A 20,976-nucleotide genomic window follows, 5' to 3' on the forward strand; every position below is an offset into this window, starting at 1 on the left:
AGCGCCAGGACGGCGGCCGTCCCGGCCCCGAGCACCGCGCCGGCCAGCACGTCGTGCGGATAGTGCACCCCTACGGCGACCCGCGACAGGGCGCCCGCGGCGGCGAGCGGCAGCACCACGGCGGCCAGCCGCGGCCGGGCGGAGGCGAGGCCCACGGCGAGGGCGGCCGCCAGGGTGGCGTGGTTGCTGGGGAAGGACCAGTCGCCGGGCGCCGGGCACTCCGCGACCGCCTCGGCGGCCGCGCGCACCGCCCGGCACGGCCGCTCCTGCTCCACCAGCAGCTTCAGTCCCTCGCTCAGCGCGTACGCGAGCACGGTGCCGGCGGCGGTGGTCAGGGCGCCCGCGCCCAGGGCGGGGTCGCGGCGCCGCCAGGCGGTCCACGCGTGCGCGAGCAGCAGCGCGCCGAGGAGCAGCAGGACTCCCTCGGTGGCGACTTCGAGGGCGGTGCCGGCCCAGGCGGGGGCCTCGGCTATCCGGCTGGTCAGGGCGCGGTAGCCGGCGGCGGAGGGGCCGTCGGCCGCGGGCGCGGTTCGGCCTGGGGCGAGCCACAGGACGGCGCCGGCGGTGGCGGCGGCCGTGCAGGCGGCTGCGGTGGTCGTGTGCCTGTTCATGCCCCGACGGTAGGAAGCGCCGGGGCGGCCCGCCCCCGCCGAACCGCCGGACCCCACCCCCACGAAAGTCGGGCTTGACACCCCCGCCCGTGCTCCGGGGCTCCGCCCCGCGCCCCGCGCCTGAAGCGCCGGCGCGGCTGGATGGGCCCGGGCTGCTGCCCCGGCGGCGTGGGCTTTCAAGCCCGAGCGGCGTTTGAGCGGGTCCGGCGGGGGCGTGGCCCGGGCTTAGGGGCTCTGCCCCGTGCCCCGCGCCTCAAGCGCCGGCGCAGCTGGATGGGCCCGGCGGTACTGGGCTGTCGCCCCGGGGGCCGTGGCGTGGCCTCTGAGCGGGCCGGGGGGCGGCCGGCGCGGGGGGTCAGATGTGGGCCGTCTGGGTCCAGTGGTGGGCCAGGGACGCGTCGCCGTGGACCGCCGGGCCCGTCAGCGGGACGCGGTTCCACAGTGCCGCGTACAACCACGCCGCCTCCGCCGTCACCTCGCAGTCCGCCGCACCCGTGTCGTTCCGTACCGTCCGCGGCGGCTCCGCCGACAGGTGGACCGTCCAGACCGCGCCCGTGTCCGCCGCCCGGATCCGCAGGACGCGCGGCCGGTCCGTGCGGGCGCGGCTCTTCGCGCGCGCGTGGAAGCCGGTGAGCAGCTCGTCCACGCCGTCCTCCGCGAACTCCGGGTCCACCGGCCCGAAACGCCGCCCCAGCGCCGATTCCGCGTCCATGCGGTGCACCGTCGTCTCGTGGGCCTGCCGGCGCGACCAGAAGCCCCGCGGGGTGGTGGCCGTCGGCAGGAACGTCCAGCACTGCGCGTCCGCCGGCGCCCCCGCCAGGATCCGCACCAGCTCGGCGTGCCCCTCGCGGTACCAGGCCAGCAGCTCCGCGCCGGTGAACTCCGGCCCCTCGGGGAACGGCTCCGGCTCCAGCAGGCCCTCCGCCACGTAGGCGCCCGCCCAGCGGTGCACCGCCCCGGTGTGCCGCAGCAGGTCGGACGTCCGCCAGCCGGGGCAGGTCGGCACCGGCGCGTCCAGCCCGGCCCGTTCGGCGGCCTCGGCCAGCAGTCCGCCCTCGCGTTCGAGGACCTCGAGGTATGCGTCGATCTCCATGCCGGGCAGTCTGTCACGCACCATGGAGGGGTGACCGATGGATTGTTCGAGCTTCCTCCGCGGGAGCGGAGCGAGGTCGTGCCCGGTGCGGTGCACGTGCCGGACTGGCTCGGCCCCGAGCGGCAGCGGCGGCTCGTCGAGGCCTGCCGGGAGTGGTCGCGGCCGCCCGCAGGGCTGCGGACCGTGCGGACCCCGGGCGGCGGCACGATGACCGCCCGCCAGGTCTGCCTCGGGCTGCACTGGTACCCGTACGGTTACGCCCCCACCGCCGTGGACGGCGACGGTGCCCCGGTGAAGCCGCTGCCCGGCTGGCTGGCCGCGCTGGCCGTCGAGGCCGTCGAGGTCGTGGAGGCCGTCGGTTCCGCGGGCGTCGCCTATGACCCGGAGCGGGACGGTCCGTACGACATCGCGCTGGTCAACTTCTACGACGCCGGCGCCCGCATGGGCATGCACCGTGACGCCGAGGAGCGGTCCGGGGCGCCCGTGGTCTCCCTCAGCCTCGGTGACAGCTGCGTGTTCCGGTTCGGCAACACGGCCTCGCGGGGCCGCCCGTACCAGGACGTCGAGCTGCGCAGCGGCGACCTGTTCGTGTTCGGCGGGCCGGCCCGCCGCGCCTACCACGGGGTGCCGAAGGTGTACCCGGGGACCGCCCCGGCCGCGCTCGGGCTGTCCGGGCGGCTGAACGTCACCCTCCGGGCCGGCGGCTTCGGCCCCGGGGGAGGTCCGTGGCCCGGGCCCGGGTGAGCGCGGCACGCGGCTGCGGCTCCGTCCGCCGATCATGCGAGGATCGCCTCTATGAACGGCAACGGCAACGGCGGCACCGCGTCGACGCGCACCAAGCTGGAGCGGGGCAGGGGCGCCCTCGGGCCCGCGCTGGAACTGGTGCACACCGGGCGCGCCCCCACCCGTGCCGTGCTCACCGCGGAGCTCGGGGTCACCCGCGCCACCGCCGGAGCCGTCGCCGCCGAACTGGAGGCCCTCGGGCTGATCCGCGTCGACTCCCGGCCGGGCGGCGCCGGCGGCGGCGCCCAGGGCCGGCCCTCGCACCGGCTCTCGGTGGACGAGAACGGGCCCGTGGCGCTGGCCGCGCAGATCCACCCCGACGGTTTCCGCGCGGCCCTGGTCGGGCTCGGCGGCCGGATCGTCGCCACCGCACCCGGGCGCACCGTGTCCGAGGACCCGGCCACCGTGCTCGCCGCGGTCGTCGCGGCCGGCGCGGAACTCCTCGCCGACAGCGGCCGTCGCTGCGTCGGCGCCGGGCTGGCGGTGCCGTCCGCCGTCGCCGAGCCGGACGGCACGGCGCTGAACCCGCTGCACCTGTCCTGGCCGCCCGGCTCCCCGGTGCGCGCGGTGTTCGCGCGGTGCGTGAAGGACGCGGGCATCGACGGCCCCGCCCTCACCGGCAACGACGTGAACCTGGCGGCGCTCGCCGAGCACCGGCACGGCGCCGGCCGCAGCGCCCAGCACCTGCTGTGCGTGGCCACCGGCCACCGCGGCGTGGGCGGCGCCCTGGTCCTCGACGGGCGCCTGCACAGCGGCAGCTCGGGCCTGGCCCTGGAGGTGGGGCACCTCACCGTGAACCCGGAGGGCCGCCCCTGCCACTGCGGCAGCCGCGGCTGCCTGGACGTGGAGGCCGACCCGCTGGCCTTCCTCACCGCGGCCGGCCGTACGCCCGGCCCGGAGGTGTCGCTGCTCCAGCAGGCCCGTGACCTGCTGCACGCCGAGTACGACGACCCGGCGGTGCGTGCGGCCGCCGAGGAGATCGTGGACCGGCTCGGGCTGGGCCTGGCCGGGCTGGTGAACATCCTCAACCCGGACCGGATCATCCTGGGCGGTCTGCACCGGGAGCTGCTGCACGCCGACCCGGAGCGGCTGCGGGCGGTGGTGGCCGACCGCAGTCTGTGGGGCCGCAGCGGGGGCGTGCCGATCCTGCCGTGCACCCTGGACCACAACAGCCTGGTGGGCGCGGCCGAACTGGCCTGGCAGCCGGTGCTCGACGACCCGCTGGCGGCCCTGGGGACCGCGGCGACCGGGCAGCTCTGAAGGCCGAGCGCCCCGCCCGCCGCCGAGGCGGGCGCCCGCCTCAGGCGAGGCGGGCCGCCACGACGGTCGGCTGCCGGAGCGCCGGTGCCGCGTGCAGCACCACCGGGTGCGTCGGCGGTCCGGGCGGGTCCGCGGCGTACAGGGAGAACCAGACCGTCTTCCCCTCGATGCCGGCCAGGTGCTGCGCGCCCCAGTTCTCGCTGACGGCCTCCACCAGCGCGAGGCCGCGGCCGCAGGTTTCCATCGGGTCGGCCGCCTTGAGGACGGGCAGCCTGGGGTCGTTGTCCTGGACCGCCACGGTGAGCCGGCCGAGGCGCAGCTCCATCTCGACGGTGCAGGCCTTGTCGGGCTCCGCGTGACGGTGGACGTTGCTCAGGAGCTCCGTCACGCCCAGCGCGGCGCGTTCGATCAGCGGGTCCAGCTGCCAGTAGCGCAGCTGTGCGGAGACGATGCGGCGGACCTGGCCGATCCGCGGTGGCACGGCCTGCAGCCGGACGGTGCAGTGCCTGCGCGAAGGACTTATCACGGCTGCGACTCCCGACATGAGTGTTACGGGTGCTGCACCCTCAGTGACGCGTCACCAGGGTCGCCCGGAGTGGCCGCCGGTGCAACCGATGGCGCACGGCGCGCAGGCCGCCGGCGGCCCGGGACGCGCACACGCCGGCCGCCCCCAAGCCATCCGTATGGATCCCCAAAGTGACTGTTTGTGCAGGTGGGAGAGGTACATTGCGAAGGCGGGGGGTATCGCACGCAAGGAGCAGCGCACATGAGTACGACCGGCACCACCGTGGACGTCGACCGGAGCGACGCCGAGTACCGGGCCTGGCTGAAGGAGGCCGTCCGCAAGGTCCAGGCGGACGCGAACAGGTCGGCCGACACGCACCTGCTGCGCTTCCCGCTGCCCGAGGCCTGGGGCATCGACCTGTACCTCAAGGACGAGTCCACCCACCCCACCGGCTCGCTGAAGCACCGGCTCGCGCGGTCGCTGTTCCTGTACGCGCTGTGCAACGGCTGGGTGCGTCCGGACCGTCCGGTGATCGAGGCCTCCTCCGGCTCCACCGCCGTGTCCGAGGCCTACTTCGCCAAGCTGATCGGCGTGCCGTTCGTCGCGGTGATGCCGCGGACGACCAGCCCGGAGAAGTGCCGGCTGATCGAGTTCCACGGCGGCGAGTGCCACTTCGTGGACGACCCGATGAAGATGTACGAGGAGTCCGCGGACCTCGCCCGCCGCACCGGCGGCCACTACATGGACCAGTTCACCTACGCCGAACGGGCCACGGACTGGCGGGGGAACAACAACATCGCCGAGTCGATGTACCAGCAGCTGCGGCTTGAGCGGTACCCGGAGCCGGCCTGGATCGTGGCGACCGCCGGCACGGGAGGCACCTCGGCGACCATCGCCCGCTACGTGCGCTACATGCAGTTCGACACCCGGATCTGCGTGCCGGACCCGGAGAACTCCGTGTTCTTCGACGGGTGGACCAAGGGCGACCCGGACGTCACCGCCGACTGCGGGTCCCGCATCGAGGGCATCGGGCGGCCGCGGATGGAGCCCAGCTTCGTGCCGGGCGCGGTCGACCGGATGATGAAGGTGCCGGACGCGGCCAGCGTCGCCGCGTGCCGGGCACTGGAGGGGGTCATAGGCCGGAAGGCGGGCGGTTCCACCGGCACGGGCCTGTGGAGCGCGCTGAAGATAGTCTCGGAGATGGTGGCGGAGGGCCGCACCGGCAGCGTGGTGGCGCTGCTGTGCGACCCGGGCGACCGGTACCTGGACAAGTACTACTCGGACGACTGGCTGGCCGGGCAGGGCCTGGACATCGCGCCCTACGCCAAGACCATCGAGACCCTGCTGAGCACGGGCGTGTGGCGCGAGCCGGGGGCCTGACGCGCTTGCCGGAGCCCTGACGCGCGGCCGGCCGCCGTGACGTCAGGGGCGGCCGGAGCCCGACGCCCCGGCGGTGAGCCTCTGGTCCAGCGAGCGGACCGCGGTGCGGAACGAACAGCCGAGGCCGGGCCGGGCCGCGACCAGGGCGAACCGGAACCCGGCCGGGCCGTCGGCGGCGAAGGTCCAGCGCACCCGGGTGCCGGAGCCGGCCGCGGTGAGCCGCCAGTCCTCGAGCAGCGCCCGGACGCCGGGCGCGTTCGTCTCGTCCACCCGGTAGGCGTACCGCCGCTCCGGGTCGGCCGCCATGATCGTCTCCTGGAAGCGGACCCCGCCCACCAGTCGTATCTCGCGGCCCGCCCCGCCGTGGGTCGGCCGGGCCAGGGTCACCGCGCGGAACCAGGACGGCCAGCCGGCCACCTCCTCCGCCAGGGCCCGGTAGACGGCCTCGGGAGGGGCTGCCGCCTCCGCCGTGAACACCAGGCGGACGGGGGCGGAGGCGGCGAAGTCGAGTCCGACGGGGCGGAGGGCACGGGCCATGCGGATGCTCCTCGGGGTCGTGGTGGCGGTCACGGCGTGACAGCCGCGGCAGGAGCCGCGGCCGGAGCCGGGACACCCTGACATCTGGCGCAGCGTCAGATGTCCGTAGCGTACGGCCCGCCGCCCCGGCGGATCGTCAATCCGTTCGACGCGGTCGCTTCCCCGTCAGCAGAATCCCATCCGCGGCTCCCGCACGAGGCGGTTACGACGCCGACTACATCGCCCGGCGGTTCGCCAACATCGTCGCCGCCGCGGTGCGGGCCGAGGCCGAGGGCGGCAGGATCGGCGTCTGGTGACGGGGGGTCGGTCCTCCCCGGCGCGTGATCACGGCAGGCCGGTGCCGGGGAGGTCCTCCGGGAACAGCAGGGTGAGCTCGTCGGTGCCCGCCTCGGTCAGCTGTGCCACCCGCCCGGCGTGCCGTTCCACCATCGACTCGAAGGTCTGCCGGGCGGTGCGGCCGTTGCCGAAGGCCGGGCCCTTGGGCAGCTCCGCGAAGTACTTCAGCAACGCCTCCGCCGTGCCGCCGCCGAGGCGGTACTCGTGCTCCTCGGCCTGCTGCTCGACGATCCGCAGGAGGTCCTCCGGACCGTAGTCGCCGAAGGTGATGGTCCGGGAGAAGCGCGACGCCACACCGGGGTTGACCGTGAGGAAACGCTCCATCTCCGCCGTGTACCCGGCGACGATCACCACCACGGCGTCCCGGTGGTCCTCCATCAGCTTCACCAGGGTGTCGATGGCCTCGCGGCCGAAGTCCCGCCCGGAGTCCTCCGGCGCCAGCGCGTAGGCCTCGTCGATGAACAGGACGCCGCCACGGGCCCGTTCGAAGGCCTCCTGGGTGCGGATCGCGGTGGAGCCGATGTGCTCGCCGACCAGGTCGACCCGGGACACCTCCACCAGGTGGCCGCGCTCCAGCACGCCGAGCGACGCCAGGATCTCCCCGTACAGCCGGGCCACGGTGGTCTTGCCGGTGCCCGGGGAGCCGGTGAAGACGAGGTGGCGGCGGACCGACGCGGCCTTCAGGCCCGCCTCACGGCGGCGCCGGCCCACCTCGATCATGTCGGTGAGCGCGCGGACCTCCCGCTTGACGCTCTCCAGCCCCACCAGCGCGTCGAGTTGCCCGAGCACCTCCTGGGACCGGCGGCCACCGGCCTCCGCCGCCTGCCCGGAGCCACCGCCGGAGGCCGCCCCGGTCCGCACGCCCGGTCCCTGCCCCGGTACGACCGCCTCCGCGGCGGTACGGGCACCGGCGAGCGCCGGCACCGCCGCTGCCGGGCCCCGCGGAGCCGCACCCGGCCCGGACGGCACGCCGGGGCCGGCCACGCCCGTCCCGCCCGGTCCGCCCGTCCCGCCCGTCCCGCCCGGTCCGCCCGGTCCCGGGACGGGTCCCGCGGCCGGTGCCGTCGAGGCGGCTCCGCCGAGCACGCCGGGGCGCCGCGGCGCCTCGTCGCTCGTGCAGTCCCGGGCGAGCGGTCCCTCCTCGGCGAACTCGTAGCCCCCGCGGGCGCACCGCTCCGTCCGGCAGTGCGACAGGGTCGAGGCGCAGCCGTCGATGATGTGGAACCCGAACCCGTCGCTGCCGGTGACCCGGCACTCGGTGAAGCTGCCCCGGCCGCCGGCCGACACGTAGAACCCGGCCTCGACCGCCGAGCCGACCACGCACCGCTCGAGTTCCGGGTCGGCGCCCTTGGTCACGATCACCCCGGTCTGCACGGAGTCCACGGAACATCCGACCAGCGCACCGCCGCTGCCGTGGTCGCGGAACCAGGCCCCCGTGGCCGCCTCGCGGATCCGGCAGTCCTCGAGCCGCGCGACGGCCCCGTCGCTGACCGAGACGGCGGTCCGGGCGACCTGGCTGAGGTCGCTGTCGAGCACGTCCACCCGGGAGCCCCGGTCCAGTACGAAGAGCGCGTCCGGCACGTCGCGGACCCGGCAGGAGGCGAGGGAGGCGGTGGCCCCGTCGCTGACCCAGACCGCGGGGTAGTCGCCGGTGCTGTCGTGGATCTCGCAGGCCTCGGCGTCCACCCGGGTGCCGGGGTCCCAGACCGACAGCCCGTTGCGCCCGAACCTGCGGACGCTGGTCCGGCTGAGCGTGAGCACCGAACGGGAGCGCAGGTCCACCGCGTTCTCGGGGACGTCGTGGATGTCGCAGTCCGCGAGGGCCAGGACCGCGTCGCTGTCCAGGGTGACGCCGTCGCCCGAAGTGCGGTGCACCGAACAGTCGGTGAGCCGGGCCGCGGCACGCGAGGTGACCTGCACCCCGGTACCCCGCACCTCGTACACCTCGCAGCCCAGCGCCTCCAGCCCGGAACCCTCGCCGGTGACGGCGATGCCCGCACCCGTGCTGTGGTGGATCCGGCAGCGTTCGAGCCGGGGGTGGCCGCCGCCGCGGACGGAGACGCCGGCCTGGCCCGCCGCCACCACCTCGCATTCCTCGAACACCCCGCCTCCGCCGTCGAGTACGGCGATGCCCACCCCGGCGGGGTTGTCGACGGTGCACCGCCGGACCACCGGCCGCGCCGCGCCGCGGACCTCGATGCCGGCCGCCGAACGCGTACTCACCCGCAGGTCGCTCAGCTCGGGAGCACCGTCCTCGACGAGCAGGGCGGGCGCGGCCCGGTCCTGCCCCTCCAGATGAAGGTCCTGTACCACCGCGGAGGCGTGCACGGTCAGCGCCACACCGTCGGCCGGGGCGATCCGCACCGAGCCGGGGACACCGCCCTCCGGGCCGCGCAGGGTGACCGCATGACGCAGCACCAGGTTCTCCCGGTACGTGCCGGCCGCGATGCAGAGGACGTCGCCGTCTCCCGCCGCGGCCAGGGCCGCGCTCAGCGTCGGGTACTCACCGGAGCGGCGCCGCCACCGCGAGGACCCGCCGTGCGTCACCTGGACCGTGCCCTGAGCCATGGTGCTGTCGTGCCCCCGCCCTCTTGCTCGCGTTGCCGAAGCGACCCTGGCGACCCCTGGGCCGCCGTCCGCCCGGTCCACGGTAGCGCGCGCGGGGCCGGGGAGTTGCCAGGTCAGCTGCCCGCGCCCGCACGGCCCCAGTCCGGCCCGACGGCGGCCCAGGCCCGGTCCAGCCGTATGTACCGCCGATGCATGAGCCGGCGTACGACGATCCGCCGGACCGTCTCCACCAGCAAGGCGGTGCCCAGGGCTGCCGCCAGCCCGGCCACGCCCGCGTGCACGGCGGCCGTGGACGGGTCCAGCGGACGGCCCACCAACCGCCCCTCGGTGTCCGTCCAGACCCGGAACCGCTCGCCGGCCCGCGGCGGTTCCTCGGCGGCCGGCACCGTGCCCTGGTGGACGCTGCCGTCGGGGGCGGTCCAGGTGGCCACGATCGGGGTGCGGTGGGGCACCTGCCGCTGCGCGGCCGGATCGGCGACCGCGCCCGCAGGCGCGGTCGCGGCCGGTCGCACCACGACGGCCGGCACCAGGTAGCGCTCCTGCCGCTGCTGGTGGACGGCCTGCTGGAGCGTGGAATCCACCCGCAGCCCGGATATCCAGCCGATGGCCGGGGCCACGACGAGCACGCAGATCAGGGCCGCGCACGCCACCCAGGCCTCGATGAGATCGGTCGGCCGGCGCAGCGGGTTGTGCCGCCACCGCCAGACCCCCATTGCCGTCCGCATCGTCCGGCACCCCCTTCGCCTCCGTCTGCCTGCGCGCCCGGACAGGCTTGGCATCCAGCCTCCCCCAAGCCCGGCGGGCGCGCATTCCGGGACCGGCGAGACGCGCGTCACCACCTGGTGCGAGCAGGTCACCGGCAGTCACCGCCCGTCTCGAACCGGTCAACGCGGTTGCGGGGCAGGGTGGTTCCCGACGGCGCGGAGGACACCCCGAAGGGGTCATTCCGCCCGTGCGGGGGAGTGGACGGCCCGGAAGGGGGCAGGAGGCGCCGAACGCGGAGGAGCCGACGGGAGCAGAGACGGAGAAGCGGAGAAGCGGAGAGGTGTCTGCCGGAGCGGAGCAGGGCCCGCCGGAGTGGAGGGGGCCTGCCGGAGCGGACGGGCTACGCCAGGACGCGGACCGGGTCGCCGACCCGGATCGTGCCGAGCCGGACCGGCACCAGCTGCCGGCCGAACGCCAGGGACTTCCCGATGCGGTGGTGCCGCGCCAGGCTGCGCAGCGGCTCGCGCCCGCGTTCCGCGGTGGCCTGGTCGGTGGTGGTGACGACACAGCGCCCGCACTCGCGCACGCCGCGGAACTCGGCCTCGCCGACGGCGATCCGCAGCCATCGGTCCTCGGCCCAGGCCTCCGCTCCCGCGACGACGAGGTTCGGCCGGAACCGGTTCATCGGCAGGGGCCCCTCCGCCGCGTCCTCCCCGTCGGCGATCAGGGCGTTGAGGGCGTCGAGCGAGGCCTGGGTGGTGACCAGCAGCGGGTACGCGTCGGCCAGGCTGACGGTCTCACCGGGCAGGGCGTACTGCGGGTCCACCGGCCGCCGGACCGCGGGGTCGTCCAGGTGCACCAGCCGCGCCGGCAGACCCAGGTAGTCGCTGACCCAGGCGTGCGCGCCGGGGTCCTGGGCGAGGACCGTCTCCCACTTCTTCCCGAACAGCAGCACCGGTTCGAGCACGCCCGGACGCGGCTCCGCCACGGTGATGCCGGGCATGCCCGGTGCCGCCAGCGCTATCCCGCCGCCCGCCAGCGGCCGGGCCGACGCCAGCGCCAGCCGCGGCTGCTGACGCTGGGTGATGACGTTCCCGTCGGAGTCGACCACGGCCCACCGACGGTCCCCGGACAGTCCCCAGGGCTCCACGGCCACCTCCTCGGGGGAGGTGCCCGCCATCGACTTGACGGGGTGGACGTGGAGCTCTTGGACGTGCATCTGCGACTCGCGGGACTCGTTCGACATGAGTGCATCCTGCCAGTCGCGCCGGCCGGCCGGGATACGCGTCGAACAGTCCTCGACTCAGTACCCCCGGCCCGGACCCTGGCCCTGGTACGGGCGGCCGTACTGGTCCTGGTAGGAGGGGGCGGGCGCGGGCGCCGCCACCTGGACCGGGCGCGGCGCGGCCGGACGCATCGCCTCGTAGCCGTTGGTCGCCATCGGCCGCGGCGGCTGCGGCTGCGGGGCGTACCCGCGGGCCGGGGCCGCCTGTTGCGGGATGTACGGGGCCGGCGCCTGCTGAAGCGGAACCGGCTGCGGGGCCTGGTGCTGGTACGGGTAGCCGTAGCCCGGGGCGTTCTGCGGGGACGGCGCGGGGGCCGCGGGCAGGGCCGGGAGGGCGGACGGCAGGGCGGGCAGGTAGCTGCCGGGACCACTCGGGGCGGCGGTGCCGGCAACCCCCGGGTAGCCACTGCTCAGCGCCGGTTCGTAGGCGGCGGGCACGCGGATCGGGGCGATCTGCGGAGTGCCGCGTTCGGCGACGAGCGAGTCGTAGATGGGGGTGTCCGGGAAGGCGGGCGCGGAGTAGTAACCGCCGCCATAAGTGGAGCGGGGGGAGGTCATGGGAGACAAGTTAAGCCCACGACTTCACGGGGTCCATAGCCGGGCGTAACCAACCCCGGCCTGACCTGCATATTCGCAGGTCAGGACCCCACCTTTCACTTCACGTTCACGTGCACGATTCGTCACTTGCGTCCCTGATTGCCACTTCTCGTACTCCTGGCCGCCCGGAATGCTGAGGAAGTGTCAAGAACGTGTATGGCCTGCGGGGACACACCCGGGGCGTCCGGAAGGCGCTCCCGGTCCCGCCCCGCGCGTCACTCCTGTGTCACGCGAGCGCCCTCCGGCCGCGGATAGGTGCGCCCCTTCCACGCGGCTCCGCGCCCGCGGTAGTGCTGCACCGCCGAGTCGACGGTCATCAGCAGGTAGAGCAGCGCGGTCAGCGGGAGCAGCGGTGCCAGCGCGGCGGGCTGCCCGAAGTACCGGAGCAGGGGCAGGTAACTCCCGGTCATCACCAGCCAGGCCAGGCCGCCGGCCCAGGCCGCCGCCGGCCGGTCCCCGGCGAGCCCCGCCACCAGGGCGAGTGGGGGCACCAGGTAGACGAGGACCAGCCCGGCCACCGTCAGGGCCAGCAGCGCCGGCTGGTGGCGCAGCTGCGCGTACGCGCTCCGCGAGACCATCCGCCACAGGTCGGCCAGGCGCGGATAGGGGCGCACGCTGTCCACGCGATCCGCGAGCCCCAGCCAGATCCGTCCGCCGGACCGCCGCACCGCCCGCGCGAGGGAGACGTCGTCGATCACCGCCTGCCGGACGGAGTCCGGTACGCCGGCCCGCACGGCTGCCGAGGTGCGCAGGAGCACGCACCCGCCGGCCGCGGCGGCGGTCCGGCCGCCCGCGCGGTTGACCCACCGGAACGGGTACAGCTGGGCGAAGAAGTAGACGAAGGCGGGGACGACGAGCCGCTCCCAGAACGTCGCCACCCTCAGCCGCGCCATCTGGGACACCAGGTCGAGGCCGTTGGACTCGGCGGCGGCGACCAGCTCCCGGAGGCTGTCGGGCTCGTGCGCGATGTCCGCGTCGGTCAGCAGCAGGTAGACGGGGCCGGGGCCCGAGCCGCCGTCGGCGCGGGCGCGTTCGATGCCGTGGCGCAGGGCCCACAGCTTGCCCGTCCAGCCGGGCGGCGGCTCGCCGGGCGAGGTGACGGTGAGCGGCAGGCCGGCCTGTTCGCAGGCCAGCCGGCGCGCCACGGCGGCGGTGCCGTCGCTGCTCGCGTCGTCGACGAGTACGACCCGGGCCTCGCCGGGGTAGTCCTGCGCGAGCAGCGACGGCAGGCTCAGGGGCAGTACGCCGGCCTCGTCCCGGGCGGGCACGACCACCGCCACGGGCGGCCAGTGGCGGGGCGGGGTCCGGGGAGGCAGCCGGACGTCGGTCCGCCAGAACATGCCCTGGCCGAGCAGCAGCCAGAGCCAGACGAGGAGCGAGGCGACGGCGGCGAGGAGCAGGGCCATGCCGGCAGTCTGCCGCACCACCCCGGCCCACCCGGGCCCGCCACACGGGCCGCCACACGGCCCGCCACACGGGCCGCCGCACGGGCCCCGGCCGGTGCGTGCCGCCACCCTGCCGTCACCCCGGTGCGGCCCCGAAATCCGCTGGCCGGCGCATTGCGGGCCGCAACATACTCACACGCATGTTCCTGACCGTCGGCACGACCGGCACTCCCGAGAAACCCGCCACCGACCTGGGCTTCCTCCTGCACAAGCATCCCGGCAGGGCCCAGTCGTTCAGTACCTCCCACGGCACCGCGCACGTCCTGTACCCCGAGGCCACGGCCGAACGGTGCACGGCCGCGCTGCTGCTCGAGGTCGACCCGGTGGCGCTGGTCCGGCGGGGTCAGGGCAAGGGCCGCGGCGGAGCCCCCGACGCGGCCCTCGCGCAGTACGTCAACGACCGCCCGTACGCCGCGTCCTCGCTGCTCGCCGTCGCCCTCGGCAGCGTCTTCCGCACGGCTCTCAAGGGGCAGTGCGCCGCCCGGCCCGAGCTGCCGGAGCAGCCGCTGCCGTTGCGCGTCGAGATCCCCGCGCTGCCCGCGCGCGGCGGCTCGGAACTGGTGCACCGGCTGTTCGGTCCGCTCGGCTGGGCCTCGGTGACGGCCGAGCCGGTACCCCTCGACGGGCAGTTCCCGGAGTGGGGCGACTCCCGCTACGTACGGCTGGTACTGGAGGGCGAGGTGCGGCTGGCCGACGCCCTGCGGCAGCTCTACGTCCTGCTGCCCGTGCTCGACGACGCCAAGCACTACTGGGTGGCGCCCGACGAGGTCGACAAGCTGCTCCGGGCCGGCGACGGCTGGCTGGCCGGACACCCCGAGCACCGGCTGATCACCGCCCGCTACCTGTCCCGCCGCTGGGGCCTGACCCGCGACGCCATGGAGCGTCTGGAGCTGGTCCGGCTCGCCGAGGCCGACGGCAGCGACGTCGAGGACATCGACAACGCCGTCGACGACGGGCCGGAAGGCGCCGACGGTACGGCGAAGCCGGTTCCGCTGGCCGCGCAGCGACGCGAGGCGGTCCTCGCCGCCCTGCACGAGGCCGGCGCGCAGCGGGTGCTGGACCTCGGATGCGGCCAGGGCCAGCTCGTCCAGGCACTGCTGGCGGACCCCGTCTTCACCGAGATCGTGGGCGTGGACGTGTCCGTGAAGGCCCTGACCGTCGCCGCGCGGCGGCTGCGGCTCGACCGCATGGGAGAGCGCCAGAGCTCGCGCGTACGGCTCCTCCAGGGCTCGCTCGCCTACACCGACAAGCGGCTCGCCGGATACGACGCGGCCGTGCTCAGCGAGGTCATCGAGCACCTGGACCTGCCCCGGCTGCCGGCCCTGGAGTACGCCGTGTTCGGCTCGGCCCGCCCCCGGACGGTGGTGGTGACCACGCCGAACGTCGAGTACAACGTGCGCTGGGAGTCCCTGCCGGCCGGACACGTCCGGCACCGCGACCACCGCTTCGAATGGACCCGCGAGGAGTTCCGGACCTGGTCGGCGGGGATCGCCGGGCGGTACGGGTACTCCGTCGCGTACGTGCCCGTCGGCGAGGACGACCCCGAGGTCGGCCCGCCCACCCAGATGGCCGTCTTCACGCACCCGGCCACCGGCACCCCGAAGGAGGGAAAGGCCGCATGAACACCATCAACCCCATGAACCCCATGGACACCGTGGACACCACCGACCCCGGCGCCCGCACGGACAAGCGGGTGCTCCCCGTCACCGACCTGTCCCTCGTCGTCCTGATCGGGGCCACCGGATCGGGCAAGTCCACCTTCGCCCGCAAGCACTTCGCACCGACCGAGGTGCTGTCCTCCGACTACTGCCGGGGCCTGGTCGCCGACGACGAGAACGACCAGAGCGCCAGCAAGGACGCCTTCGACGTCCTCCACTACATCGCCGGCAAGCGACTGGCCGCCGGCCGGCTCACCGTCGTCGACGCCACCAGCGTCCAGCAGGAGGCCCGCCGGCAACTGGTCCAGCTCGCCCGCGCGCACGACGTGCTGCCCATCGCCATCGTCCTGGACATGCCGGAGGAGGTCTGCGCCGCCCGCAACGCCGCCCGGCCCGACCGGGCCGGGCTGCCCCGCGCCGTCATCCAGCGGCACCGCCGCGAGCTCCGCCGCTCACTGCGCGGGCTGGAACGCGAGGGCTTCCGCAAGGTGCACGTGCTGCGCGGCGTCGCGGAGGCCGACGCCGCCGAGGTGGTGCGGGAGAAGCGCTTCAACGACCTGAGGCACCTCACCGGCCCGTTCGACATCGTCGGTGACGTCCACGGCTGCTCCTCCGAGCTGGAGGCCCTGCTCGCCGAGCTCGGATACGAGGACGGCGTGCACCCCGAGGGCCGCACCGCAGTGTTCGTCGGCGACCTCGTGGACCGCGGGCCGGACAGCCCGGGCGTGCTCCGCCGGGTCATGGGCATGGTCGCGTCGGGCAACGCGCTGTGCGTGCCCGGCAACCACGAGAACAAGCTCGGCCGCTACCTGAAGGGCCGCAAGGTCCAGATCACCCACGGCCTCGCCGAGACCGTCGAGCAGCTGGAGCGGGAGGACGAGGAGTTCGTCGCCGAGGTCCGCGCATTCATCGACGGGCTGGTCAGCCACTACCTGCTGGACGGCGGCAAGCTGGTCGTCTGCCACGCCGGACTCCCGGAGAAGTACCACGGCCGCACCTCGGGCCGGGTCCGCTCGCACGCGCTGTACGGCGACACCACCGGGGAGACCGACGAGTTCGGGCTGCCCGTGCGGTACCCGTGGGCGGAGGAGTACCGGGGCAAGGCCACCGTCGTCTACGGCCACACCCCGGTCCCGAACACCTCCTGGATCAACAACACCATCTGCCTCGACACCGGCGCGGTGTTCGGCGGGCGGATGACCGCGCTGCGCTGGCCGGAGCGCGAGCTGGTCGACGTGCCGGCGGAGAAGGTCTGGTACGAGCCGGTCAAGCCGCTGGCCACCGAGGCGCCCGGCGGCCACGAGGGCCGGCCGCTGGACCTGGCCGACGTGCACGGGCGGCGCACCGTCGAGACCCGGCACCTCGGGAACGTGGCCGTGCGCGAGGAGAACGCGGCCGCGGCCCTGGAGGTCATGAGCCGGTTCGCCGCCGACCCGCGCCTGGTGCCGTACCTGCCGCCGACCATGGCCCCGACCGGCACGTCCGGGGAACAGGGCTACCTGGAACACCCGGCCGAGGCGTTCGCGCAGTACCGCAAGGACGGCATCCAGCGGGTGGTCTGCGAGGAGAAGCACATGGGCTCCCGGGCCGTGGTGCTGCTCTGCAAGGACTCCGAGGCGGCTGCCGCGCGGTTCGGGGTGCGGGGGCCGTCCGGTTCCGTGTACACCCGCACCGGGCGACCGTTCTTCGACGACCCGGGCATCACCGAGGAGGTCCTCGCCCGGCTCCGGGACGCGGTCTCCACGGCCGGACTGTGGGAGGAGTTCGAGACGGACTGGCTGCTGCTGGACGGCGAGCTGCTGCCCTGGTCGCTGAAGTCGGCCGGCCTGCTGCGCAACCAGTACGCGGCGGTGGGCGCGGCCGCCGGCGCGGTGTTCCCGGCGGCGCTCGCCGCCCTGGAGGCGGCCGCGGCCCGCGGCGTGGACACCGCCGGGCTGCTCGCCCGCCAGCGGGACCGGGCGGCCGACGCGGCGGCGTTCACCGACGCCTACCGCCGCTACTGCTGGCCCACCGACGGGCTGGACGGGGTGCGGTTCGCGCCGTTCCAGCTGCTCGCGGTCCAGGGGCGCAGCCTCGCGGCGGTGCCCCACGACCGGCAGCTGGCCTGGCTGGACCGGCTGGTCGAGGCCGACGCGGAGGCCGGCACGGGACTGCTCCGCCGCACCGGGCGGATCGTGGTCGACACCGGCGACGCCGACTCCGTGCGGGCGGGCACCGACTGGTGGCTGGAGCTGACGGAGGCGGGCGGCGAGGGCATGGTCGTCAAGCCGCTCCGGGCGTACGCGCGCGACGCCGGCGGACGCCTGGTCCAGCCCGGGATCAAGGTGCGCGGACGGGAGTACCTGCGGATCATCTACGGTCCGGAGTACACCCGCCCGGAGAACCTGGAGCGGCTGCGGCAGCGCTTCCTCGGCCACAAACGGTCGCTCGCGCTGCGGGAGTACGCGCTGGGGCTGGAGGGGCTGGACCGGCTGGCCGCCGGCGAGCCGCTGTGGCGGGTGCACGAGACGGTGTTCGCGGTGCTCGCCCTGGAGTCCGAGCCGGTGGACCCCCGGCTCTAGGCCGTTGCGTCGGCGCATCACGCCGGGCCGGGCCCGGCGTGATGACGAACGCCAGAGGCCTACGGCGGCCGGCCGCGGCCCTGCGCGGCGGTGCACGGTGGCGCGCGGCCGTGCGCGGCCCTGTGCCGCGGCGCGCGGGGGTGCGGGCGGAGGGGCTGGGGGCGGGATGGGCCGGCACCGGGCTGGCGGCTTCGGGTGGCGGCTTTCGGGTGGGGGCGTGCCGTGGGCCGGGCCGGTGGGAGCGGGTCGCGCGGGGCCGTCGATTAAAGTGACCGGGTGAAGATCGCCCTGATGGACTCCGGAATCGGCCTCCTCGCGGCGGCAGCCATGACGCGGAGGCTGCGGCCCGACGCCGACCTCGTGCTGTCCTCCGACCCCGACGGCATGCCCTGGGGCCCGCGTACCCCCGAGGACCTGACCGCGCGGGCCCTCTCCGTGGCCCGGGCCGCCGCCGCGCACCGGCCGGACGCGCTGGTCGTCGCGTGCAACACCGCCAGCGTGCACGCCCTGCCCGCGCTCCGTGCCGCACTGGAGCCGGCCATCCCGGTCATCGGTACGGTCCCCGCGATCAAGCCGGCCGCCGCGGGCGGCGGCCGGGTGGCCATCTGGGCCACCCCGGCCACCACCGGCAGCCCCTACCAGCACGGCCTCATCCGTGACTTCGCCACCGGCGCCCGGGTCACCGAGGTGCCGTGTCCCGGCCTCGCCGACGCCGTGGAACGGGCGGACGCGGAGGCGGTCGCGCGGACCGTGGCGGCCGCCGCGGCGCTCACTCCGGCCGACGTCACCGACGTCGTACTGGGCTGCACCCACTACGAGCTGGTGGAGGAGGCGATCCGGGCCGCCCTCGCCGAACGTACCGGCGGCACCCGGCTGACCTTCCACGGCTCCGCCCGCCCCGTCGCCCTGCAGGCCCTTCGCCGCGCGGGTGCGGAACCAGCGCCCGAGCTCCCGGCCACCGGCCGCCTGACGGTCCTGTCCAGCGGACGCCCCGGGCGGCTGCCGGAAGCCGCGCTGACCTATGCCGAGGGGCGCCTGCTGGCGGCGGGGGAGTACGCGCCGGTCGCCGGCTGAACCCTGCGGAAGTAGACGAGACGGACCGTCTTGCGCTGGAGCGCGGGGTCGTCTGTCTTTGGGTCCGTGATCGAGACGGGACGTCTCGTCTTAACACTCCGTCGACTGACAAGGACCCGCCCCTGGCCGCAGCAACCGGTACGCCACCGTTCCCGAGGCCGCGCGGCCCGAAGACCTGCCGGGGTTCCACCGAGGCCGGCACGACCCCGCCCCCGGATCCTCACCGGAACCGACCCGGCGAGGCCCGGCTGGATCCGGTACGAGACGTGCGTGCCACCTTCTCCCCGCCCTGCGCTCCTTCGGCCGCGCACCCCGGGTCGCACGGGTCGGCGACGCCGCCCACGCCGTGACGCCCGATCCCGGCCAGAGGGCTCGTACTCCCGTCCTCGACGCCGAGGCCCCGCCCGCCCGGTCGCGCGCCACCCGCGGGCCGGTCCGCCCGTGGCCGGCGCCGCGTACGACGCCGAACGGCGGCGCAGCGCGCGCCCAGCGGGTCGCACCCTCGCGGAACCTGCACCGCTTCGTCACCGCTGCCCGGCGGCCGGGCGGGGCGCATCCGCCGATCGGATGACACCGGAGTCGGCCGGCGGGCCGCCCGGGGGCCGTCGCCGCCGGACCAGGATGGAGCCATGACCACGCCGAACCGCCACCGCCGCCGCCACCGGAACCCCCGCCGTCCTCGTGGCGCGGCCGCCGTCGCCGCGGCCGCCGCCGTTCTGGTCCTCGGCGGCTGCGCCACCGGAGCCGCGGAGCCCACGGCCGGCACGGCGGCACCGGCGCCCTCCGGTACACCGCTGCCCGGCGGCTCGCGCACGCCGGCCGGCACCCTGCTGGTCGCCGACTTCGGCGCCGACACCGTCACCTTCGTGGACCCGCGCCGCGGCGCCGTCGGCACGGTCCGGGTCGGCACCGCACCGTACGGGCTGGCCGTCGGCGCGGACGGACTCGCCTGGGTCGCCACGGCCGAGGGCGTCGCCGTCGTGGACACCCGCACCCGGGAACGGGTCGCCCGGATCCCGTACCGGACCGCCACCGGCCCCGTGACCACGGGCGAGTACCGCGGCGGCGGCATGGGCATGGCACTGTCCCCCGACGGGACCCGCGCCTACGTCGGGGTGAACGTACCGGACGGCCCCGGCGTCCTGGAGGTCGTGGACACCGCCGCCCGCCGCGTCACCGGCACCGTGCCGGTGGGCCGCCGGCCCTTCGACGTGGACGTGGCCCGGGACGGCCGCGAGGTCTACGTCACCAACCACGACTCCTTCGACGTCACCGTCGTCACCGCCGCCACCGGAGCCGCCCGCCGAGTCGAGGTCGCCCCCTACGGCACCGAAGGCGGACCGGGCTCCTGGCTGAAGCCGCACTACGCCGTCGTACGCCCCTCCGACGGCCGGCTGCTGCTGCCGTTCGAAGGGGAACGCCTCGCCGTGGTCGACCCCGCCACCGGCCGCACCACCATCGAGCCGATGACCGCCGACACCCACCAGCACGGAGTGGCCCTCACCCCCGACGGCGGCCTGCTGGTCGTCGGTACCGGCGCCGTCCTGGAGGGTGACGGGCCCTCCCTCACCCTGCGCGCCCCTGACGGCGGCGAGCGGCTGTACCCGCTGGACGGGCCGCACGAGGACGTCGCCGTATCCGCGGACGGGCGCACCGCGTACGTCACCGGTGGCCACACCCGCGACGGCTACTGGAACGGCCTGACCGTCGTCGACCTCGCCACCGGCGACACCCGCCGCCTCCCCGCCGGATCCCGCCCCCTCGGCATCGCCGTCCTCTGACCCGGGCGGCCCACACCGCCCCCGCGGCCCGCCGTGCCCCCACCGGACCCCTGGCGCCGCGGTACTCGGGGCCGGCGACGAACCCGGGCCGGGCACCGGCGCCGAGGGGCGGTGGCGCGCGTGCGGAAGCTGAGTACGCTGCGAAACATGACGGGTCACCCACCGGGTCCGCTCTGGGCCGGACGTGCCTCCAACCGCATGCAGTGGCTGTTCGCGGCGGCCGGCGTCGCCTGCATCGTCCTAGGCGTCCACCTCGCCGTCGGCCCCAACCGGACCGCCGGGACCGTCGCCCTGGTCATGTCGGTCGTCGGCTGTCTCGCGGCCGGGCTGCTGATCCTCTACGGCACCCTCGCCTTCGTCCAGGTGCAGGTCACCGTCGACGCCGAGGTACTGGAGGTCCGCTGCGGCCACGTCGGCCTGCCGCGCCGCCGGATCAAGCTCTCCGAGATAACCTCCGCCGAGTACCGGCCCGACGTCACCCCCCACACCTGGGGCGGGTGGGGAATGCGCTGGCGGCCCGAGAAGGGCACCGCCGTCGTCGTCCGCCGCGGCGAGGGGCTCGAGCTGACGCTGGACGACGGCAGGCTGTTCACCGTGACGGTGGACGACGCGGAGAACGCCGTCCGGGTCATCCGCGCCCACCTCCGCGCCCTCGCCCGCTAGCGCCGCCGCCCGACTCGGCCGCCGCACGGCCCGCCACGGACGGGGCCCTGCCCGCCCGCGCGGCTCCGGCTGCGCCGGGGCCCGCTCAAGCGCCGCTCGGGCTTGATGCTGCGGCCCGGCTCCGCCAGGTGCTG

The 20,976-nt window shown here is 75.5% G+C and carries 16 protein-coding genes and 1 pseudogene; 8 read left to right on the forward strand and 9 right to left on the reverse strand.

All coding sequences use genetic code 11. From position 1 onward, the window contains the following. Window positions 1–8: 8 nt before the first annotated feature. Together ACFY61_RS11945 and ACFY61_RS11950 are read right to left on the reverse strand one after the other, a co-directional pair. Window positions 9–611: pseudogene (locus tag ACFY61_RS11945) on the reverse strand (phosphatase PAP2 family protein); the annotation flags it as partial. A gap of 355 nt (window positions 612–966) precedes the next feature. Beyond that, complete coding sequence (locus ACFY61_RS11950; RefSeq protein ID WP_389470262.1) at window positions 967–1,704, reverse strand: maleylpyruvate isomerase family mycothiol-dependent enzyme; 738 nt, start codon at window positions 1,702–1,704, stop codon at window positions 967–969. 30 nt (window positions 1,705–1,734) lie between these two features. Between ACFY61_RS11950 and ACFY61_RS11955 the strand changes: the two genes are divergently transcribed. Further along, the gene (locus ACFY61_RS11955; protein WP_389470264.1) at window positions 1,735–2,448 is read left to right on the forward strand and encodes an alpha-ketoglutarate-dependent dioxygenase AlkB family protein; all 714 of its coding nucleotides are present in this window, start codon (window positions 1,735–1,737) and stop codon (window positions 2,446–2,448) included. Between the two features lie 51 nt (window positions 2,449–2,499). Beyond that, window positions 2,500–3,747, forward strand: coding sequence for an ROK family protein (locus tag ACFY61_RS11960; protein WP_389470266.1), 1,248 nt, complete (start codon window positions 2,500–2,502; stop codon window positions 3,745–3,747). Window positions 3,748–3,787: 40 nt separating this feature from the next. On the opposite strand, the gene ACFY61_RS11965 is transcribed toward ACFY61_RS11960, so the two are convergent. Further along, window positions 3,788–4,273: an ATP-binding protein gene (locus tag ACFY61_RS11965; RefSeq protein WP_389470269.1), complete on the reverse strand. Its 486-nt coding sequence runs from the start codon at window positions 4,271–4,273 to the stop codon at window positions 3,788–3,790. A gap of 240 nt (window positions 4,274–4,513) precedes the next feature. Between ACFY61_RS11965 and ACFY61_RS11970 the strand changes: the two genes are divergently transcribed. Beyond that, complete coding sequence (locus tag ACFY61_RS11970) at window positions 4,514–5,632, forward strand: PLP-dependent cysteine synthase family protein (protein ID WP_389470270.1); 1,119 nt, start codon at window positions 4,514–4,516, stop codon at window positions 5,630–5,632. 42 nt (window positions 5,633–5,674) lie between these two features. On the opposite strand, the gene ACFY61_RS11975 is transcribed toward ACFY61_RS11970, so the two are convergent. From ACFY61_RS11975 to ACFY61_RS12000, 6 genes are all read right to left on the reverse strand, one after another. Beyond that, complete coding sequence (locus tag ACFY61_RS11975; RefSeq protein ID WP_389470272.1) at window positions 5,675–6,169, reverse strand: SRPBCC family protein; 495 nt, start codon at window positions 6,167–6,169, stop codon at window positions 5,675–5,677. 324 nt (window positions 6,170–6,493) lie between these two features. Continuing rightward, window positions 6,494–9,073 (reverse strand): right-handed parallel beta-helix repeat-containing protein, encoded by a 2,580-nt coding sequence (locus ACFY61_RS11980; protein WP_389470274.1) that lies wholly within the window; start codon window positions 9,071–9,073, stop codon window positions 6,494–6,496. A 113-nt stretch (window positions 9,074–9,186) separates the two neighbouring features. Next, a complete protein-coding gene (locus ACFY61_RS11985) occupies window positions 9,187–9,798 on the reverse strand; it encodes a hypothetical protein (protein ID WP_389470276.1) in 612 nt (203 codons plus the stop codon). A gap of 380 nt (window positions 9,799–10,178) precedes the next feature. Beyond that, the gene (locus ACFY61_RS11990) at window positions 10,179–11,024 is read right to left on the reverse strand and encodes an MOSC domain-containing protein (protein WP_389470278.1); all 846 of its coding nucleotides are present in this window, start codon (window positions 11,022–11,024) and stop codon (window positions 10,179–10,181) included. Window positions 11,025–11,081: 57 nt separating this feature from the next. Then, window positions 11,082–11,621, reverse strand: a complete 540-nt coding sequence (locus ACFY61_RS11995; RefSeq protein WP_389470279.1) for a DUF6643 family protein — start codon at window positions 11,619–11,621, stop codon at window positions 11,082–11,084. 254 nt (window positions 11,622–11,875) lie between these two features. Further along, window positions 11,876–13,066, reverse strand: a complete 1,191-nt coding sequence (locus ACFY61_RS12000) for a glycosyltransferase (RefSeq protein ID WP_389470282.1) — start codon at window positions 13,064–13,066, stop codon at window positions 11,876–11,878. A 179-nt stretch (window positions 13,067–13,245) separates the two neighbouring features. Here ACFY61_RS12000 and ACFY61_RS12005 point away from each other — a divergent pair, with 179 nt between their 5' ends. The 5 genes from ACFY61_RS12005 (at window position 13,246) to ACFY61_RS12025 (ending at window position 20,842) form a co-directional block, all read left to right on the forward strand. After that, the gene (locus ACFY61_RS12005) at window positions 13,246–14,727 is read left to right on the forward strand and encodes a 3' terminal RNA ribose 2'-O-methyltransferase Hen1 (protein ID WP_389470284.1); all 1,482 of its coding nucleotides are present in this window, start codon (window positions 13,246–13,248) and stop codon (window positions 14,725–14,727) included. A 14-nt stretch (window positions 14,728–14,741) separates the two neighbouring features. Continuing rightward, window positions 14,742–17,324, forward strand: a complete 2,583-nt coding sequence (locus tag ACFY61_RS12010; RefSeq protein WP_389470435.1) for a polynucleotide kinase-phosphatase — start codon at window positions 14,742–14,744, stop codon at window positions 17,322–17,324. A 276-nt stretch (window positions 17,325–17,600) separates the two neighbouring features. Further along, window positions 17,601–18,398 carry a glutamate racemase gene (locus ACFY61_RS12015; RefSeq protein ID WP_389470287.1) on the forward strand — a complete coding sequence of 266 codons (798 nt, stop codon included), beginning with the start codon at window positions 17,601–17,603 and terminating at the stop codon, window positions 18,396–18,398. A gap of 629 nt (window positions 18,399–19,027) precedes the next feature. Next, the gene (locus ACFY61_RS12020) at window positions 19,028–20,179 is read left to right on the forward strand and encodes a YncE family protein (protein WP_389470290.1); all 1,152 of its coding nucleotides are present in this window, start codon (window positions 19,028–19,030) and stop codon (window positions 20,177–20,179) included. 147 nt (window positions 20,180–20,326) lie between these two features. After that, entirely contained in the window at window positions 20,327–20,842 is a 516-nt protein-coding gene (locus ACFY61_RS12025; protein WP_389470292.1) for a hypothetical protein, read from the forward strand. Window positions 20,843–20,976 lie beyond the last annotated feature (134 nt).

Origin of the sequence: Streptomyces sp. NPDC012888 (assembly GCF_042900645.1) — a bacterium.
In the GTDB taxonomy this organism is placed as follows: domain Bacteria; phylum Actinomycetota; class Actinomycetes; order Streptomycetales; family Streptomycetaceae; genus Streptomyces.

Bases quoted from the DNA above. Each gene is read 5' to 3' on its own strand.
- ACFY61_RS11995 (WP_389470279.1), bottom strand. From the start codon at position 11,621: ATGACCTCCCCCCGCTCCACTTATGGCGGCGGTTACTACTCCGCGCCC.
- ACFY61_RS11975 (WP_389470272.1), bottom strand. From the start codon at position 6,169: ATGGCCCGTGCCCTCCGCCCCGTCGGACTCGACTTCGCCGCCTCCGCC.
- ACFY61_RS12025 (WP_389470292.1), top strand. From the start codon at position 20,327: ATGACGGGTCACCCACCGGGTCCGCTCTGGGCCGGACGTGCCTCCAAC.
- ACFY61_RS12020 (WP_389470290.1), top strand. From the start codon at position 19,028: ATGACCACGCCGAACCGCCACCGCCGCCGCCACCGGAACCCCCGCCGT.
- ACFY61_RS11960 (WP_389470266.1), top strand. From the start codon at position 2,500: ATGAACGGCAACGGCAACGGCGGCACCGCGTCGACGCGCACCAAGCTG.
- ACFY61_RS11980 (WP_389470274.1), bottom strand. From the start codon at position 9,073: ATGGCTCAGGGCACGGTCCAGGTGACGCACGGCGGGTCCTCGCGGTGG.
- ACFY61_RS12000 (WP_389470282.1), bottom strand. From the start codon at position 13,066: ATGGCCCTGCTCCTCGCCGCCGTCGCCTCGCTCCTCGTCTGGCTCTGG.
- ACFY61_RS11950 (WP_389470262.1), bottom strand. From the start codon at position 1,704: ATGGAGATCGACGCATACCTCGAGGTCCTCGAACGCGAGGGCGGACTG.
- ACFY61_RS11985 (WP_389470276.1), bottom strand. From the start codon at position 9,798: ATGCGGACGGCAATGGGGGTCTGGCGGTGGCGGCACAACCCGCTGCGC.
- ACFY61_RS12010 (WP_389470435.1), top strand. From the start codon at position 14,742: ATGAACCCCATGGACACCGTGGACACCACCGACCCCGGCGCCCGCACG.
- ACFY61_RS11970 (WP_389470270.1), top strand. From the start codon at position 4,514: ATGAGTACGACCGGCACCACCGTGGACGTCGACCGGAGCGACGCCGAG.
- ACFY61_RS11990 (WP_389470278.1), bottom strand. From the start codon at position 11,024: ATGTCGAACGAGTCCCGCGAGTCGCAGATGCACGTCCAAGAGCTCCAC.
- ACFY61_RS12005 (WP_389470284.1), top strand. From the start codon at position 13,246: ATGTTCCTGACCGTCGGCACGACCGGCACTCCCGAGAAACCCGCCACC.